Source organism: Streptosporangium sp. NPDC020072 (assembly GCF_040631445.1).
Taxonomy (GTDB): domain Bacteria; phylum Actinomycetota; class Actinomycetes; order Streptosporangiales; family Streptosporangiaceae; genus Streptosporangium.
Genome location: NZ_JBEYAB010000014.1, coordinates 74,859 through 89,503, shown reverse-complemented (window position 1 = coordinate 89,503; position 14,645 = coordinate 74,859). Strand labels below are relative to the sequence as shown.

16 protein-coding genes are annotated in these 14,645 nt (G+C 72.4%); 12 read left to right on the top strand and 4 right to left on the bottom strand.

Annotated features, from left to right (window positions below; all coding sequences use genetic code 11):
* Positions 1 to 313 precede the first annotated feature (313 nt).
* The 10 genes from lnt to ABZ470_RS30620 all read left to right on the top strand — a co-directional run bounded on the left by lnt (position 314) and on the right by ABZ470_RS30620 (position 10,048).
* Entirely contained in the window at positions 314 to 1,942 is a 1,629-nt protein-coding gene (gene lnt, locus ABZ470_RS30665; protein WP_362915813.1) for an apolipoprotein N-acyltransferase, read from the top strand.
* On the top strand, positions 1,942 to 2,685 hold the full coding sequence (locus tag ABZ470_RS30660) for a polyprenol monophosphomannose synthase (RefSeq protein ID WP_352013231.1): 744 nt from the start codon (positions 1,942 to 1,944) through the stop codon (positions 2,683 to 2,685). The genes lnt and ABZ470_RS30660 overlap by 1 nt, the downstream gene beginning before the upstream one ends.
* Before the next feature lie 87 nt (positions 2,686 to 2,772).
* Entirely contained in the window at positions 2,773 to 3,312 is a 540-nt protein-coding gene (locus ABZ470_RS30655; RefSeq protein WP_352013055.1) for an FxsA family protein, read from the top strand.
* Between the two features lie 259 nt (positions 3,313 to 3,571).
* Positions 3,572 to 3,709, top strand: coding sequence for a putative ATP-grasp target RiPP (locus ABZ470_RS30650; protein ID WP_352013054.1), 138 nt, complete (start codon positions 3,572 to 3,574; stop codon positions 3,707 to 3,709).
* Positions 3,710 to 3,836: 127 nt separating this feature from the next.
* Positions 3,837 to 4,868: an MvdC/MvdD family ATP grasp protein gene (locus ABZ470_RS30645; RefSeq protein ID WP_362915811.1), complete on the top strand. Its 1,032-nt coding sequence runs from the start codon at positions 3,837 to 3,839 to the stop codon at positions 4,866 to 4,868.
* Positions 4,865 to 5,866, top strand: coding sequence for a TIGR04500 family putative peptide maturation system protein (locus tag ABZ470_RS30640; RefSeq protein ID WP_362915809.1), 1,002 nt, complete (start codon positions 4,865 to 4,867; stop codon positions 5,864 to 5,866). The genes ABZ470_RS30645 and ABZ470_RS30640 overlap by 4 nt, the downstream gene beginning before the upstream one ends.
* Positions 5,851 to 6,048, top strand: coding sequence for a hypothetical protein (locus ABZ470_RS30635; protein ID WP_352013051.1), 198 nt, complete (start codon positions 5,851 to 5,853; stop codon positions 6,046 to 6,048). Before ABZ470_RS30640 ends, ABZ470_RS30635 begins: the two co-directional genes overlap by 16 nt.
* Positions 6,045 to 8,192 (top strand): peptidase domain-containing ABC transporter, encoded by a 2,148-nt coding sequence (locus tag ABZ470_RS30630; protein WP_362915807.1) that lies wholly within the window; start codon positions 6,045 to 6,047, stop codon positions 8,190 to 8,192. The genes ABZ470_RS30635 and ABZ470_RS30630 overlap by 4 nt, the downstream gene beginning before the upstream one ends.
* Before the next feature lie 114 nt (positions 8,193 to 8,306).
* Positions 8,307 to 9,446 carry an FAD-dependent oxidoreductase gene (locus ABZ470_RS30625; RefSeq protein WP_362915805.1) on the top strand — a complete coding sequence of 380 codons (1,140 nt, stop codon included), beginning with the start codon at positions 8,307 to 8,309 and terminating at the stop codon, positions 9,444 to 9,446.
* Between the two features lie 104 nt (positions 9,447 to 9,550).
* Positions 9,551 to 10,048, top strand: coding sequence for a GNAT family N-acetyltransferase (locus ABZ470_RS30620; RefSeq protein WP_362915803.1), 498 nt, complete (start codon positions 9,551 to 9,553; stop codon positions 10,046 to 10,048).
* Positions 10,049 to 10,201: 153 nt separating this feature from the next.
* Here the strand turns inward: ABZ470_RS30620 and ABZ470_RS30615 are convergent, their stop codons facing one another.
* Both ABZ470_RS30615 and ABZ470_RS30610 read right to left on the bottom strand, forming a co-directional pair.
* Positions 10,202 to 10,768 (bottom strand): snapalysin family zinc-dependent metalloprotease, encoded by a 567-nt coding sequence (locus ABZ470_RS30615; RefSeq protein WP_362915801.1) that lies wholly within the window; start codon positions 10,766 to 10,768, stop codon positions 10,202 to 10,204.
* A 64-nt stretch (positions 10,769 to 10,832) separates the two neighbouring features.
* Entirely contained in the window at positions 10,833 to 11,945 is a 1,113-nt protein-coding gene (locus ABZ470_RS30610) for a S1 family peptidase (RefSeq protein WP_362915799.1), read from the bottom strand.
* Positions 11,946 to 12,520: 575 nt separating this feature from the next.
* On the opposite strand from ABZ470_RS30610, the gene ABZ470_RS30605 reads away from it, so the two are divergent.
* A complete protein-coding gene (locus ABZ470_RS30605; protein WP_362777501.1) occupies positions 12,521 to 12,688 on the top strand; it encodes a hypothetical protein in 168 nt (55 codons plus the stop codon).
* 22 nt (positions 12,689 to 12,710) lie between these two features.
* Here ABZ470_RS30605 and ABZ470_RS30600 read toward each other — a convergent pair whose 3' ends face one another.
* Positions 12,711 to 13,676, bottom strand: a complete 966-nt coding sequence (locus tag ABZ470_RS30600) for a TIGR03557 family F420-dependent LLM class oxidoreductase (RefSeq protein WP_362915797.1) — start codon at positions 13,674 to 13,676, stop codon at positions 12,711 to 12,713.
* Between the two features lie 154 nt (positions 13,677 to 13,830).
* On the opposite strand from ABZ470_RS30600, the gene ABZ470_RS30595 reads away from it, so the two are divergent.
* Positions 13,831 to 14,274 (top strand): hypothetical protein, encoded by a 444-nt coding sequence (locus ABZ470_RS30595; RefSeq protein ID WP_352013043.1) that lies wholly within the window; start codon positions 13,831 to 13,833, stop codon positions 14,272 to 14,274.
* Positions 14,275 to 14,281: 7 nt separating this feature from the next.
* Here the strand turns inward: ABZ470_RS30595 and ABZ470_RS30590 are convergent, their stop codons facing one another.
* Positions 14,282 to 14,596 carry a glyoxalase/bleomycin resistance/dioxygenase family protein gene (locus tag ABZ470_RS30590; RefSeq protein WP_362915795.1) on the bottom strand — a complete coding sequence of 105 codons (315 nt, stop codon included), beginning with the start codon at positions 14,594 to 14,596 and terminating at the stop codon, positions 14,282 to 14,284.
* Positions 14,597 to 14,645 lie beyond the last annotated feature (49 nt).

Sequence of the window (14,645 nt, the reverse complement as noted above, 5' to 3'; positions counted from 1 at the left end):
GGGCCTGGACACCCAGTAGACAACGGCAATCCGCGCTCGCCGCCGACGGGACGGAACCGGTCCGAAGGGTCGTCCGGGCCCTCTTCCCGCTCCCGTGCGAGCGCGCAAGCGTCGGGGCGGTTCCCAGCCGGGAGCCGCCCCGTTGCCGTTCGCGGGCCGTCGAACCCACGCCCGGCAGGCCTCTGAACTCGCGCTTTGGAACAGGGGCCGCAGACGCTTTGGGAGAGCGGCGGTGGGGCGGTACCGTTCGGGCTAGAAAGACGGGTCAGGATCGGATGTCAACCCGTCCAGACGTCATCGAGGAGCCCCGCCCGTGGTGCAGGAGAAGACGGCCGGCCCCGCGCCGGGGGCGGTCCCGCCGGGCGCTCCGCCGGGCACGGGACCGGGCACGCCCGCCACGCGCGGGCGTCTGGCCATGCGGGCCATGGGCGCCGTGGCGGGCGGGGCGCTGCTCTACCTCGCCTTCCCTCCGATCGGCCTGTGGTTCCTCGCGCTGCCCGGTGTCGCGCTGCTCACCCTCGCGGTGCACGGCGTCCGCGCCCGTCGCGCGCTGTGGCTCGGCCTTCTCGGCGGCCTGGCCTTCCTGCTGCCCGCCCTGCACTGGGTCAGCCCCATCGGAGACGACGCCTGGCTGGGCCTGGTCGCGCTTGAGAGCCTCTTCTACGGCGCCTGGGCGGTGGGTGCCACCCTGACCTCCCGGCTGCCGCTGTGGCCCTTGTGGGGCGCCGCGCTGTGGGTGGCGATGGAGTGGGCCAGGGGGACGTTCCCGGTCGGCGGCTTCCCCTGGGCGCGGGTCGCCTTCAGCCAGGGTGAGACGCCCTTCACCCCCTACGCGGCCCTCGGCGGCGCGCCGCTGGTGAGCTTCGCGGTCGTGCTGTGCGGCGGACTGCTCGCGCTCGCGGCCCTCAGGATCTCCAGGAGGGCCACGCGAGGCGCCGTGCCGGTCGTGCTGCCGCTGGTGGGGGCGCTGGCCGTACCGGCCGCCGCGTTCGCCGTGCCCAGGCCCGGCGACGAGGGCAGGACCGTCACCGTCGGGGTCATCCAGGGCAACGTCCCGGGAAGGGGCATGCACCCCCTGGGCGACGAACCCGCGGTGGTCCTGGGCAACCACGTCCGCATGCTCCACGAGATGGCACAGGCCGTACGGCAGGGCACGGTCAAGAAGCCCGACCTCGTCGTGCTGCCGGAGAACTCGACCGACATCGACCCCTACCGCAGCGACTTCGCCAGAGCGCAGATCGACGCGGCGGTCAAGGACATCGGGGTCCCGGTCCTGGTCGGCGCCGTGGTCGGGGTCGGCGAGAACAACCGCGCCACCCGCAGCCTGGTATGGGACCCGGTCACCGGGCCCGGCGCCTACTACGACAAGCAGAAGCTGGTCCCCTTCGGGGAGTACACCCCGTTCAAGGACGTCGTGCTGGCCCTGTTCGAGCGGGCCTCCCTGGTCGGCAAGCAGTCGGTGCCCGGCACCCGCGACGGAGACCTGAGGCTCGGCCCGGTGACCGTCGGCGCGATCAACTGCTACGAGGTGGCCTTCGACGAGGTCGTCGGCGACACCACGCGGACCGGCGCCAGCCCCCTGGTGGTACAGACCAACAACGCCACCTACGCGTTGACGAACCTGCCGGCCCAGCAACTGGCCATGTCCCAGCTGCGCGCGGTCGAACACAACCGGGCGGTGATCACCTCCGCGATCACGGGTATATCCGCCTACGTGACCCCCCAAGGAAAAATCGCCTGGCGTACCGGTGAACTGGTTCCCGCCTCGGGCGTCCTCACCGTCCCGGTGCGGACCGCCCAGACCGTCGCCACCCGTGTCGGCTCACTGCCGCAGTGGCTCCTGATTCTTGTCGGTGCGGGCGCGCTCGCCGCCTCCCGGCTGCAGAGAAAGCGCATCCCGGCCCCGACCGAGGGCCCGGCGGAGCAGGTGGGAGAAGCATGATGGAGCAGATGCTCGGCCGGGTGCTCATCATCGTCCCGACGTACAACGAGCGGGAGAATCTGCCGATGATCGTCGGCAGGCTGCGCGCCGCGGTGCCCGAGGCGCACCTGCTGGTCGCCGACGACAACAGCCCCGACGGCACCGGAGAGGTCGCCGACGGCCTGGCGGCCGAGGACGACCACGTCCACGTACTGCACCGTCCCGGCAAGCAGGGACTCGGCGCGGCCTACATCGCGAGCTTCCGCTGGGGGCTCAAGGAGGGCTACGACGTCCTCGTCGAGATAGACGCCGACGGCTCCCACCAGCCGGAGGAACTGCCCAAGCTGCTCAAGCGGCTGACCCGCGGGGCCGACCTGACGATCGGCTCCCGGTGGGTGCCCGGCGGCAGGGTCGTCAACTGGCCCATCCCCAGGGAACTGCTGTCCCGGGGCGCGAACCTCTACACCCGGGTGATGCTCGGCATGCCGGTCCGCGACGCCACGGCGGGCTTTCGCGCCTACCGCGCCTCGACCCTGGAGAAGATCGGGCTGGACAACGTCCAGTCGCAGGGCTACTGCTTCCAGGTCGACATGACCCTGCGGACCATCCGCAACGGCCTGCGTGTCGCCGAGGTGCCCATCACCTTCGTCGAACGCACCGCCGGGGCCAGCAAGATGAGCCGCAGCGTCTTCGTCGAGGCGCTGTGGCGGATCACCGTGTGGGGCCTGACCGGGCTTCCCCGGCGGCTGCGCCGTACACGCTGAGCGAACAGGGCGGTGGGGCGGGCGCGGAACGCGCCGCGGCCTCCGGACGTTGTCCCTGTCGTACGGCTTGTCGCGTGAGTCGAGGAAATGATGCGCTCTGTGCTGCTCCTGTTCTTCCTGGCGGTCCCGGTCCTGGAGGTCTGGGTGCTCATCCAGGTCGGCCAGGTCATCGGCGGCTGGCCCACGGTCCTTCTCCTGCTCGCGGGCAGCCTGCTGGGCGCCTGGATCGTCCGCAGGGAGGGCCGCAGGGCCTGGCGGAACCTGCAGGGCGCGCTGCAGAGCGGCCGGATGCCCGAGCGTGAGCTGGCCGACGGCGCCATGATCGTCGCGGGTGGCGGGCTCTTGCTCTTCCCCGGCCTCGTCACCGACGTGGCGGCCCTGCTGTTCCTCCTGCCCTTCACCAGGCCGCTGGTGCGCAGGTTCGGCGCCCGGTTCCTGGCCCGCAGGGTCGACGCGCTCGCCAGGACGGTCCCCGGCGCGGGCTCGCCGTTCGGCGACGTCCCGGGCTTCCCCTTCGGAGAGGCCCGGGCACCGGGCTCCGGCCCCGTCATCCACGGCGAGGTCATCCGTGAGGAGCCCGGCGCGCCGGGTCCACGTGAGGGCCGGCGCGGCCTCACCGAGCACTGAGGCCGCTCCTCCACAGACGGCAGGCCCGCCCCGCGAACCAGATCGCGGGGCGGGCCCTTTTTGTGTCCCGGGGCCCTTCCCCGGGACACGAAAAGGGCCCGCGCGAGGGTTTCCACGGCCGGTTCTGCCGTGCCGACCGGCGGCTCCAGTCGTTCACAAGTCATCCGCCAGGTGATCACAAGCGGAGGTTCATAGCGTTCTCTCCGTAAGCACGACAGGCCGGGACGACAAGCCCGGCACGGCAAGAAAGGGGGGGCTGATGAAGGGCAAGATCAGCCTTGAGGACCTCGCGCTCGAAGGCGCGGAGCTGTCGGAGGCCGAGCTGGGTGAGGTGTCCGGTGGACGCTGGCACGTGACCTGGTACACCAAGGGCAAGCCCGCCGAGTGGGAGGTCTGATAGGCGGCGGGGCGGGCACACCCGTTCCGCCGCGCTGACCTGAACCGCCGGCCGGGCTCTCGCCCGGCCGGCGGTTTCGCGTTACGAGTCCCGATCTTTCTGTGACGAGTCCCATGACGAGGGCGACGTGATCCTGATTCTGAGCGACCGCGAGGACGAGGCGGTCGAGATGGTGCTCGCCGGGCTGAGGCGGCGTGGGGCGCCGGTCACCTGGTGGGACCCGGGCGACTTCCCGGCGCGTGGCCGCCTCACCGTGGCGTTCGACGGGGCGTTCGACGGGACATCCGGCGGGCGGGGACATCGCGTCGTGCTCGACCCCGGGACGGGTGAGGCTCCCCTTGACCTGGCCGAGGTGCGCGCGGTGTGGCGGCGGCGCCCCAACCCGCCCACGCCGGCGGCGACCGTCACCGATCCCTCCCACCGCCGTCACGCGGTCGGCCAGGCGCGGTTCCTGCTCGACGGCGCGTGGGAGCTCACGCCCGCCCGGTGGATGCCCGCGCGCGGGGAGACCGAGCGCAGGGCGCACAACAAGATCGTGCACATGGCGCGCGCGACGGCCCTCGGCTTCCAGGTGCCGGAGACCGTCTACACCAACGACCCGTTCGAGCTGGTCCCCGCCTACGAGCGGGCCGGCGGTCGTCTCGTCGCCAAACAGATCGACTCGGGGGAGTTCAGCCTCGACGGGGCCGACCACCGCGCCTACACCACCGTCCTGACCCGGCGCCACCTCACCTCACGCCACCGCCTCGGGCACGAGCCGGTCATCCTCCAGCCGTACGTCCCCAAGGCGGTCGAGCTGCGGGTGATCGTGGTCGGCGAGCGGGTCTTCGCCGCCGAGATCGACTCACAGGCCTCGCGCACGGCGAGGGACGACTGGCGGCACTACGACGACGACCGGGTGCGCTACGCCGAGCACCGGCTTCCCGGCGAGACGGAGCGCAGGTGCGCGGACCTGGTCGCCTCGCTCGGCCTGTCCTACGGCGCGATCGACCTCATCCTCACCCCGGAGGGGGAGTACGTGTTCCTTGAGATCAATCCCAACGGCGCCTGGGGGTTCGTCGAGCAGCGCACCGGGCTGCCCGTCGCCGACGCGATCGCCGACTGGCTCGCCGCCGCCGAGGCGGCGGGGACGGTGGTGGAGACGGGGGCCGGGCGATGAGCACCGACTTCGCGGCCGCGCTCGAATCCGGAGTGCGGCTGCTGCGCGGCCTGCCCCGCCGTCGCGCCCACGTCGAGGAGGCCAGGCGGACGGTGGCCGGATGGGCGCTGGAACACCCGGACCTTCGGGCCCAGCTCGTCGTCGACGAACGGCCCGGCACCCCCGTGGTCGACTTCGACCTCCTGGTCGAGGACCCGCAGGGCGGTACGGTGGCCCTCACCGTCCAGGCCGAGGACGGCGTGCCCTGGCTGGTCGACCACTCGACGCACTGGGCGGCGGGCCAGCTCGTCAGCGTCGACGACGTCCACCTGTCGGTCGCCCAGGCGCTGACCATGATCAAGTCACTGTCCCGTCGTGACGCGACGCCGCACGACGAGATCGTCGACCAGTGCCTGATCCTCAACGAGGTCGGCAAGGAGACGGAGCCGGTCGCCACGGAGGACCTGCAGGCCGCGGCCGACGAGTTCCGCAGGGGCCGGGGACTGTACGACCGGGCCACGACGCTGGCCTGGCTGACCGAGATGGGCATGACGCCCGAGCAGTTCGAGACCTACATCGGCGGCATCGCCAGGCGCAGGGCCTTCCGGCGCCGCAAGGAGGCCGAGCTGGGCGCCGCCCGTCTCGCGGCCGATCCCCGGGCGTTCGACCTGGTGCGCGTGGTCTGGGTCACCGGGCAGGAGAACGCCGTCGCGGCCCGCGCGGGGGACCTCGCGCGCGTCCACGACGGGGGGCTCGCCGCCCTCGCGGCGGCCGGGGACGTCGAGACGACGATCGCGGAACGCCCGGCCGTCGAGCTCCCCGAGCCGCTGCGTGACGTGGCGCCGGGGGCGACGGCCGGGCCCGTGCCGTACGGCGGGGCCTGGCTGGCCGGGACGGTGCTGGCCCGGCAGGAGGCCCGTGCGGACGAGCGGACACTGGCCGTCGCGGGACGGGTCGCGTTCTCGGAATGGCTGGCCGGGCGCCGCGCCCAGGCCACGGTCGAATGGCACTGGTCGTGAGCGACGGCATCTACCGGGAGGAGTCCCTGCGCCGCTACCGGAGCAGGGCCAGGCGTGAGGACGTCCCGCTGACGGTGGGAACGGGCAGGCTGGTCGCGCTCTGGGCGGTCGTCGTGCTGCTGCTGGTCACGGCGGGCGTGTTCGCCCTGATGCTGTCGGAGCGGATGGGGGGCGGGACGTGAGACGCGTGCCCGTCGTACTGCAGAACACCGCGACCGAGTGCGGGGCCGCCTGCCTGGCGATGGTCCTGTCCTACCACGGCAGGCGCGTCTCCCTGCAGGAGATCAGCGACCGGCTCCAGATCGGCAGGGACGGCCTCAGCGCCAAGGCGCTGCGGGAGGGGGCCGTGGAGTGCGGCCTGAAGTCGCGGGCCTTCTCGCTGGCCCCGGCCGACCTGGCACGGGTACCGATGCCCGCGATCGTGCACTGGGAGTTCAAGCACTTCGTGGTCGTCGAGCGCTGGGCGCCGGACCGGGTCGACGTCGTCGATCCCGGGCTGGGCCGCCGCAGGCTCACCGCCGAGGAGTTCGACGAGGGCTTCACCGGCGTGCTGCTGGCCTTCGAACCGGGACCCGGTTTCGAGAAAGGCCGGTCGAGCGCGGGTGCCGCCTGGCGCCGCCGGTTCGTCCGGGCGCTGCTGGCCCGCAGGAAGGGCCTGCTCGCCCAGGTGGTCCTGGCCTCCCTGCTGCTGCAGCTCCTCGGCCTCGCGCTGCCGTTCTTCTCCGAGGCGCTGGTCGACCGGGTGCTGCCCTCCGGGGCGCGTGACCTGCTCCCGCTGATCGGTGCCGGGCTGGTGCTGGCCGCCGCGACCCAGCTCGCGGTCGGCTATCTCCGCTCGGTCCTGCTGGTGGCGATCAGGGCGAGCGCGGACGCCGAACTGACCGGCGGGGTGGTCTCCCATCTGGTCGCCCTGCCGTACCGCTATTTCGCGTTGCGCGGCAAGGGCGACCTGATGACGCGCGCGGGCAGCGTGGCGGTACTGCGTGACATGCTCACCGGGCAGGTCCTGTCGGCGCTGCTCGACGGGCCGCTCGCCCTGGGCTACATGGTCCTCGTCTTCGGCTGGGACGCGGTCATGGGGCTGTGCCTGCTCGGCTTCGCCGCGGCGCAGGTGCTGTTGCTGCTGGTTACGGCGCGTAAGGTCAGCCGCCTCACCCAGGAGGAGCTCAACGCCTTCTCCGCGACGCAGAGCCAGCTCATCCAGGCCATCGGCGGCATCGAGACGCTGAAGGCGTCGGGGGCCGAGCACCGGGCGGTCGAGCAGTGGTCGAGGCACTTCACCACCCAGCTCAACGCCGACATGCGGGGCGGCCTGGCCCAGGGGCTCCTGGAGGCCGCGCTCGGCACCCTGCGCCTGCTGGCCCCGCTCGCGCTGCTGTGGATCGGGGCGTGGCGGGTGCTCGACGGAGAGCTGACCCTGGGCGCGCTGCTCGCGCTCAACGCCCTGGCGGGCGCCGCCCTGACCCCTCTCGGCTCGCTGATGGCGAGCCTGCAGGGCCTCCAGCAGGCGGGGGCGCACTTCGACCGGCTGTCCGACATCCTCGCCTCGGAGCCCGAGCAGGCCGCGGGCATCGAGGTGCTCAGGCTGCGCGGGTCGATCGAGCTGCACGGGGTGGGCTTCCGGCACGATCCCCGGGGGCCGTGGACGCTGCGCGGCATCTCGGTCTCGATCAGCCCGGGGCAGAAGGTCGCCCTGGTCGGTCCCTCGGGGGCGGGCAAGAGCACCCTGGCCAGGTTGCTGCTCGCCCTGCACACCCCCTCGGAGGGGCGGGTCAGCTACGACGGGGTGCCGCTGTCGGAGCTCAACCTCCGTTCGCTGCGGCGCCAGTTCGGCGTGGTCACCCAGGAGCCGTCGCTGTTCACCGGGTCGATCAGGGAGAACATCGCGCTCAACGCCCCGGACGCGCCGATGGAGCGGATCGTGCAGGCCGCCGAGCTGGCCTGCCTGCACGAGGAGATCTGCGCGATGCCCATGGGGTACGAGACGGTCCTCATGGAGGGAGGCGGCCTGTCGGGCGGTCAGCGGCAGCGGCTCGCGCTCGCCCGCGCGCTGCTCTCCCGGCCGAGGATCCTGCTGCTCGACGAGGCGACCAGCAATCTCGACAGCACGACGGAGGCGCGGATCGAGGCCAACCTCGGCTGGCTCACCCAGACGCGCATCGTGATCGCCCACCGGCTGAGCACCGTGAAGGACGCCGATCTCATCCTGGTGGTCGACCAGGGCGGGATCGTGGAGCGGGGCACCCATGAGGGCCTGGTGGCCAGGGGCGGACGCTACGCCGCCCTGATCGCCGCACAGACCGAGAAGGCGGACGTCACGGGCTGATCCCGTACGGCCTCCGTTTACCGTGTCCCAGTTGGGAGATGTCCGAAAACCCGGTTTTCCTATCGCTTAGATGGGTATTTTTGGGGACAAAACCTGGTTTGAGGATGTGGTGGTGTGTCGTACGACGTCGGGATCATCGGAGCCGGAGTCCACGGGGTCAGCGCGGCCTTCCACCTCGCGTGCAGGGGCCTCTCGACCGCCGTGTTCGACCGGAGCACCCCGGCCTCGGGGCCGACGGGGCGTTCGGGGGGCATCTGCCGGGCCTACTACACCGACGCCTTCCTCGCCGAGGTCGCCCGTGAGGGCATCGCGTTCCTTGCGGACTTCGGCGAGCGGACGGGCGGGGGACAGTCGGGCTTCCGCCGTACCGGGGCGTTCTACCTGCACGGGCCCGGCGACGTCCCGGCGGCGCGCCAGGCGGCGGCGCGGCTGGGGCCCGGTGCGGAGGTCGTCGGCCCCGAGGCCCTGCCCCACCTGGACACCGAGGGAGTCGCCGTCGCCGTGTGGGAGCCGGAGGCCGGTTACGCCGACCCCTTCGCCACCACGCTCGGCCTGGCCGAGGCGGCGCGTGGACACGGGGCGGAGCTCCACCTCAACCGGCCCGTGGTCGCCGTCGAGGAGGGCGCGCGAGGGGTGACCGTCACGACGGCCGACGGCGGCACGCACCACCTGGGCGCGCTGCTGGTGGCCGCGGGGCCGTGGACGGCGCCGCTGCTGCGGCCCCTCGGCGTCGATCTTCCGCTGACCGTGGAACGGCACGTCGTCGCGATCATGGAGCACGACCCCGCCGACACGGCGGAGCTCGTGCCGTACGTGCTGATCGACGTCGCCGGAGGCCACTACTCGACCCCGCAGCCCCGCACGCAGTACCTCGTCGGCGGCGTGGTGGCCGCCTCTCCGGCCGACCCCGACGACTTCGATCGCACGGCGGCCCCCGAGGAGAGGGCCGGGCTCGCCGCCGCCGCGGCCAGGCGCTCCCCCGCCCGTCGCAGGGCCCTGCCCGCCGGGGGGTGGGCCTCGCTGTACGACGTCAGCCCCGACTGGCAGCCGGTGACGGGGCGGGTCACGGAACACGTCTACGTCGACGCCGGGACCAGCGGTCACGGGTTCAAGCTCGCCCCCGCCTGGGGGGAGCACGTGGCCAGGCTCGTCCTCGGCGAGGCCGACCCCCGGCTCGCGGCCTTCGCGCCGTCCAGGTTCGCGAGCGGGACCGGGCTGGCGGCGGGCTTCGGGGCCGCCAGGATCCTGGGCTGAGGGGGCGGGGCCGCCAGGGGTCCGGGACGGGGGGCGGAATACCCTCGACCGGTGAGAGTCCCGTGAGCGACAGGCCCCGTGAACGAGAGGCAGGCAAGGCCACCATGACCGCATACGCGGACGGAACCGATGTCGTCGAGGTCAGGGCGGTCGGCTGGGACGACGCCGCGGCCGTCGCGTTGCGCGGGGCGATGACGGAGGAGATGGGGGCGAGATACGCCGACCGGGTGGCCGGCAACCCCGACTACCTGCCCCGCGGCATGAACGTCGAGGCGGAAACCGTGGTCTACACAGGGGTCGCCTACGCCGGGGCCGACCTCGCCGTCGGCCACGTCGCGCTGCGCAGGCTCGGCGACGACCTGGAGCTCAAGCGGATGTTCGTCGCGCCCTCCCACCGGGGGACGGGCGTGGCCCGCGCGCTGATCGCCGCCGCCGAGGAGGCCGCCCGCGCGCTCGGCGCGCCGAGGATCATCCTGCAGACCGGTGACCGCCAGCCGGACGCCGTGCGGCTGTACGAGCGGGAGGGGTACACCGCCATCCCGCTCTACGCGCCCTACGAGCGGCTCGCCGGTTCCCACTGCTTCGAGAAGCTCCTGCGCTGAGCCTCAGCCGGACCTCAGCCGGGCCTCGGGTGAGGCCCGGTCACGGCGGCGGCCGGTACGGCGGAGCGCTCCGCCGTACCGGCCGTGTGACGTTCGTGTCCCGGCGGGCGGGACCCGGTGGGGGTCCCGCCCGCGGGTTCACCCGGGGGCCCGTTACCGCGCCAGGGCCTCCGGGCTGTTGACGTAGACCCTGCCGAAGTCGACGAGCGGGGTGAAGCCCCCGAAGTTACGCTCGACCTGGGCCTTCTCGGTCGCGTTCGGGTAGGGGTTGGTGCAGCCGGTGCCCGCGCTCGCGCCGGACATCAGGTCCGAGCACAGGCCGGTGCGCCGGTCGGGCAGCCCCAGGATGTGACCGATCTCGTGGGTGGCGATGCGCAGCGGGTTGTGGCCCTCGGAGGTGGCCTGCCTGCCTATCCAGACCGTGCCGCGGCCGAGGCTGGTCGGCTGGGCCCGGGGCCAGCCGTAGTCCGCGTACACGACGAAGTCGGCCGGGCTGCCTGCGACCAGCCGCACGCCGGTGACGCTGGAGTTCCACACCTGTGCCGCCTGGTCGATCGCGGAGCGGAACTCCGCGGCCCGGCTGGCGTCGTACCTGAGCACCCGTACGGCCACCGCCTCACCGGGAGTCGCCTGCGCCGTCCCCGCCTGCGCGGGGGAGACGGTCGCGAGGAAGGCGAGCCCGAGGACGAAGCCGACGGCCAGGCGCATGATTCTCAGCACTTCGCTGATCTCCTCTGTCTGGGGGGTGGCTCGTGGGGACGAGCCGGGGAGGGGAGGAGAACGGTCAGCCGACCTTGAGGGTCAGCCCGTAGGTCTGCAGGATCTCGTTGACGGGCTGGAAGTAGGTCGTGCCGCCCGAGCTGCAGTTGCCCGAGCCGCCGGAGGTGACGCCCTGCGCCTGGCTGCCCGAGATGAACGAGCCGCCCGAGTCGCCGGGTTCGGCGCAGACGTTGGTGCGGGTCACCTGGTAGACCGTGCCCTGGGAGTAGGTGACGGAGGTGTTGTGCTGCTGGATGGTCCCGCAGTGCCAGCCGGTGGTCGAGCCGGAGCGGCAGACGGAGGCGCCGACCGTGGCCTGGGTCGAGCCCTTGACGATGACGTTGGTGCCGCCCGACCTCACCCACGGCTGGGGCGTGGAGCCGGGGGTGGAGACCCAGGCGTAGTCGTTGCCGGGGAACGAGGAGCCCTGGAAGGTGCCCGACGGACTGCTGGTGGTCTGGCCCTTCCTGCCGCAGTGGCCCGCGGTGACGAAGCCGGGGGTGCTTCCCTTGGTGACGGTGAATCCGATGCTGCACCGGCTGCCGCTGCCGATGTAGTACGGGTCACCTCCCCTGATGTTGGCGTAGGTCTGCGGCTGCTCCGCGGAGACCTGGACCCGTACGGCGTCGCCGCCTACCCCGGCGGCCGACAGCAGGGCCTCGCCCGCCTCCCGCTGGCCGGCGACCACGACGACGCTGTTGGTCGGCAGGTCCACGTACCACAGGGAGGCGCCCGCCCGGGCCTGGGCGGGCGCCTGGTCCAGGCGTGCCTTGAGCGCGTCGAGCTGGGCCAGGGAACGGCCGACGACCACGGGCTGGGCGCCCTTGGCCCTGATGGCGGAGACCGCGGTCGCGTCGCTGGTGGCGACGAGGAGCTGGGTGGCGTCGGCGTTGAGCCAGGCGCCGGCGTATCCGTCGCCGAGGGTCGTGCTCAGGAGGGCCTCGGTGCTCGCCGCGCGGGCCTCGTTGGCCAGCCGGGTGACGGCCTGTTCCGCGGTGAGGCCGAGGTCGCGCTGGAGTGCCTCGATCATCGAGGGGGCGGGCTGCGCGGCCGGTTGGGCGGTGGCGGGGGAGACGGTGGCCACCACACAGAGGGCGGCGACGGCGGCGCCGGACAGGAGAGAACGCTTACTCAACATATGCACTCCTTGTGAGGGGTGCTGTCAAAGTATTTGTCAGGGCATGACTGAGCAATGTGGCAAAAACTCCCTACCGCAGTGGTATGACGTCACCGCGTTATGACCCCTGCTCAGCGGGGGCAGGCAGCGCCATCCGCGTGCCTTCTGGGCCCGATCGGCGGCCTGGTGCGGACGGCGCGGCCCCGGCGAGGTAAGGCTCGCCGGGACCGGCCCGGGTCTGACGGGACGAGCCGTCCCCCCGAGGGCTGCCCGTCTCGCCGTTGTCCTCCTCCCACCGTCCGCGAGGAGTCCGCGAACGTCTCTCCGCGGGGTGAGGCGACCGAAACGGCGAACGTGTGATCGCCGCCGGTTGTTCCCGCGCGGGGCGATTCCCGGACGAGCCTCGGGCGGAAAACAGGGCTATATCCCCCGATGGGTGATGATTCCTGACAACGATCACGTGGGGGAGCGTCAAACCGCCGGTCCTGGGCCAGGCGGAACCCCCGGGATAGATTGCTTGACTCACGGATTCCACGGACTCCGCGCCCGGCACGGTCCAGGGCGTTCCGTCCGGCGGTCACAGGAGGATGCGCGCGATGACCCACCAGCCTGCCGAGGACGGCGAAATCGGGCTGGAAGAGGAGTCGCCGCTCCCGCGGCGTCTCGAAGCGCCCCGCTGCCCGCAGACCGAGTCGGGACGCCGGTGCGTCCTGCCCGTCGACCACGAGCTAGGGCACGTCTACCCGCACCGCAAGGCCGGCTGACCGGTCAGCCGGTCAAAGTCGCCTACAGCCGCCGCAGTGCGGGCAGCAGCTCCCTGGCCGACCAGTCGAGGAACTCCCGCTGGTGCTCGTGACCGATCTGGACCAGCGCGACGTGGGTGAAGCCCGCCTCGGTGTAGCGGCGCACCGCCTCGACGACCGCGTCCACGTCCGGGCCGCACGGCACCTTCCCGGCCACGTCCTCGGGACGAACGGTCTGCGCGGCGGCGGCGAAGTTGACCGGGGCGGGCAGCTCGGCCATCACCTTCCAGCCCGCGACCGACCAGCGCCACAGCCGGTGGGCCCGCTCCTTGGCCGCCTCGGCGTCCCGGTCGTAGGAGAGGGCGAGCTGGCCGTAGACCGGCTTGCCCCGCCCTCCGGCGGCGGAGAAAAGGCCGACCAGCTCCGCGTCGGGGTCGACCGCGACGAGCGCGTCGCCGTACTCGGCGGCGATCTCCCCCGAGCGGCCGCCCGAGGCGGCGATCGCGATCGGCACGGGATCGCCGGGCAGGTCGAACAACCTGGCCGAGTCGACGTCGAAGTACTCGCCGTGATAGGTCGTGTAACGCCCCTCGAACAGCGCCTTGATGATCTCCACGGCCTCGCGGAACATCTCGTGCCGGGTGTCGGCGGGCGGCCACCCCTCGCCGATCACGTGTTCGTTGAGGTTCTCGCCCGCGCCCAGGCCGAGCGTGAAACGCCCCCCGGTCAGCGCCCCCATCGTGGCGGCCTTCTGCGCCACGACCGCGGGGTGGTAACGCATGATCGGGCAGGTCACGTACGTCATCAGCGGCAGCCGTTCGGTGGCGCGCGCCGCCGCGCCGAGCACGGACCAGGCGTACGGCGAGTGCCCCATCTCCTCAAGCCACGGGAAGTAGTGGTCGGAGATGACCGCGTAGTCGAACCCCGCCCGTTCGGCCTCGGCGACGTCGTCGACGAGCTGCCCGGGGGGAGTCTGCTCGCACATCATCGTGTAACCGATCTCCACCATGTCCGGGTCCCTACCCGCCTCTTTCACGAGACTCGCCGGAAAGGAGGAGATCTGGGCGTTCTTTGCCGTACGCCGGGCCGGCGCCCCGTCGAATAGCATGTGACCGCGCCTGAACGGCGGGCCACCAGGACGAGAAGGACGGAACGGGTCTTCCATGTTCGACGACAAGACACAGGAGACCCTCAGGCGCCTGCTCGACCTCGCCGGGCACCCCTCGACCCCGGAGCCGGAGCGGGCCCTGGCGGTGGCGAGGATCAGGGCGCTCGTCATGGTCCCCGAGGGAGACGCCAGACGCGCGCCGGTCACCACGGCCATGGACGCCGACATCCTCAGGAGGATCAGGCCGCTGGTCCGCGGGGTCGAGGAGGACACGGTCGAGGAGGTCCACGGCGACCTGTACGCCTTCGGCACCCGCCACCGGGTGATCGGCGAGGTCGCCGACGAGATGGCCCGCGCGCTCGAACGCTGGAGCGAGGTCGTCCCGGAGCGGCGGCACCGTCACGAGGAGGCGGTGCGCACGGCCGCCACGAAGCTCACCTATCTCCTGGAGCGTCGTGACCTGCTGCGCAGGCCCGGATGGCGCGCCCGCACGCGTTAGGCGGCGTTCAGACCGGGGGGACGCGCACCTCGACCGTCCTGCCGTCCGGGTCGTGGAACAGGTGACGGCCGGGGGTGAGCGCGGTGCCGTCCAGGGTCAGGCCGGGATCGACGGTGAACCCGAGGCGCAGCGCGCCGGTCGTGCGACGCGGTGACGACGGATAGATCTCGAAGACGGTCCCGTCGTCGAGCACCGCGGCGTAGTGCGCCGGCCCCGTCCCGTGCCGTTCACCCCGGAGTTCGAGTCCGAGGGAGGCGTAGAAGGCGCGACAGGCCTCCAGGGCGGGGGTGTAGATCACGATCAGGGTGGATCTGGGTGCCATGCCGTCTCCTCGCGGGGTCGAACGCTGGACCGGATGTGAGGGGCGGGTC

Coding starts and splice junctions, on each gene's coding strand:
- ABZ470_RS30610 (WP_362915799.1), bottom strand. CDS start 11,945: ATGTTGAGTAAGCGTTCTCTCCTGTCCGGCGCCGCCGTCGCCGCCCTC.
- ABZ470_RS30600 (WP_362915797.1), bottom strand. CDS start 13,676: ATGGTGGAGATCGGTTACACGATGATGTGCGAGCAGACTCCCCCCGGG.
- ABZ470_RS30660 (WP_352013231.1), top strand. CDS start 1,942: ATGGAGCAGATGCTCGGCCGGGTGCTCATCATCGTCCCGACGTACAAC.
- ABZ470_RS30620 (WP_362915803.1), top strand. CDS start 9,551: ATGACCGCATACGCGGACGGAACCGATGTCGTCGAGGTCAGGGCGGTC.
- ABZ470_RS30605 (WP_362777501.1), top strand. CDS start 12,521: ATGACCCACCAGCCTGCCGAGGACGGCGAAATCGGGCTGGAAGAGGAG.
- ABZ470_RS30635 (WP_352013051.1), top strand. CDS start 5,851: ATGGCACTGGTCGTGAGCGACGGCATCTACCGGGAGGAGTCCCTGCGC.
- ABZ470_RS30655 (WP_352013055.1), top strand. CDS start 2,773: ATGATGCGCTCTGTGCTGCTCCTGTTCTTCCTGGCGGTCCCGGTCCTG.
- ABZ470_RS30595 (WP_352013043.1), top strand. CDS start 13,831: ATGTTCGACGACAAGACACAGGAGACCCTCAGGCGCCTGCTCGACCTC.
- ABZ470_RS30650 (WP_352013054.1), top strand. CDS start 3,572: ATGAAGGGCAAGATCAGCCTTGAGGACCTCGCGCTCGAAGGCGCGGAG.
- ABZ470_RS30640 (WP_362915809.1), top strand. CDS start 4,865: ATGAGCACCGACTTCGCGGCCGCGCTCGAATCCGGAGTGCGGCTGCTG.
- ABZ470_RS30590 (WP_362915795.1), bottom strand. CDS start 14,596: ATGGCACCCAGATCCACCCTGATCGTGATCTACACCCCCGCCCTGGAG.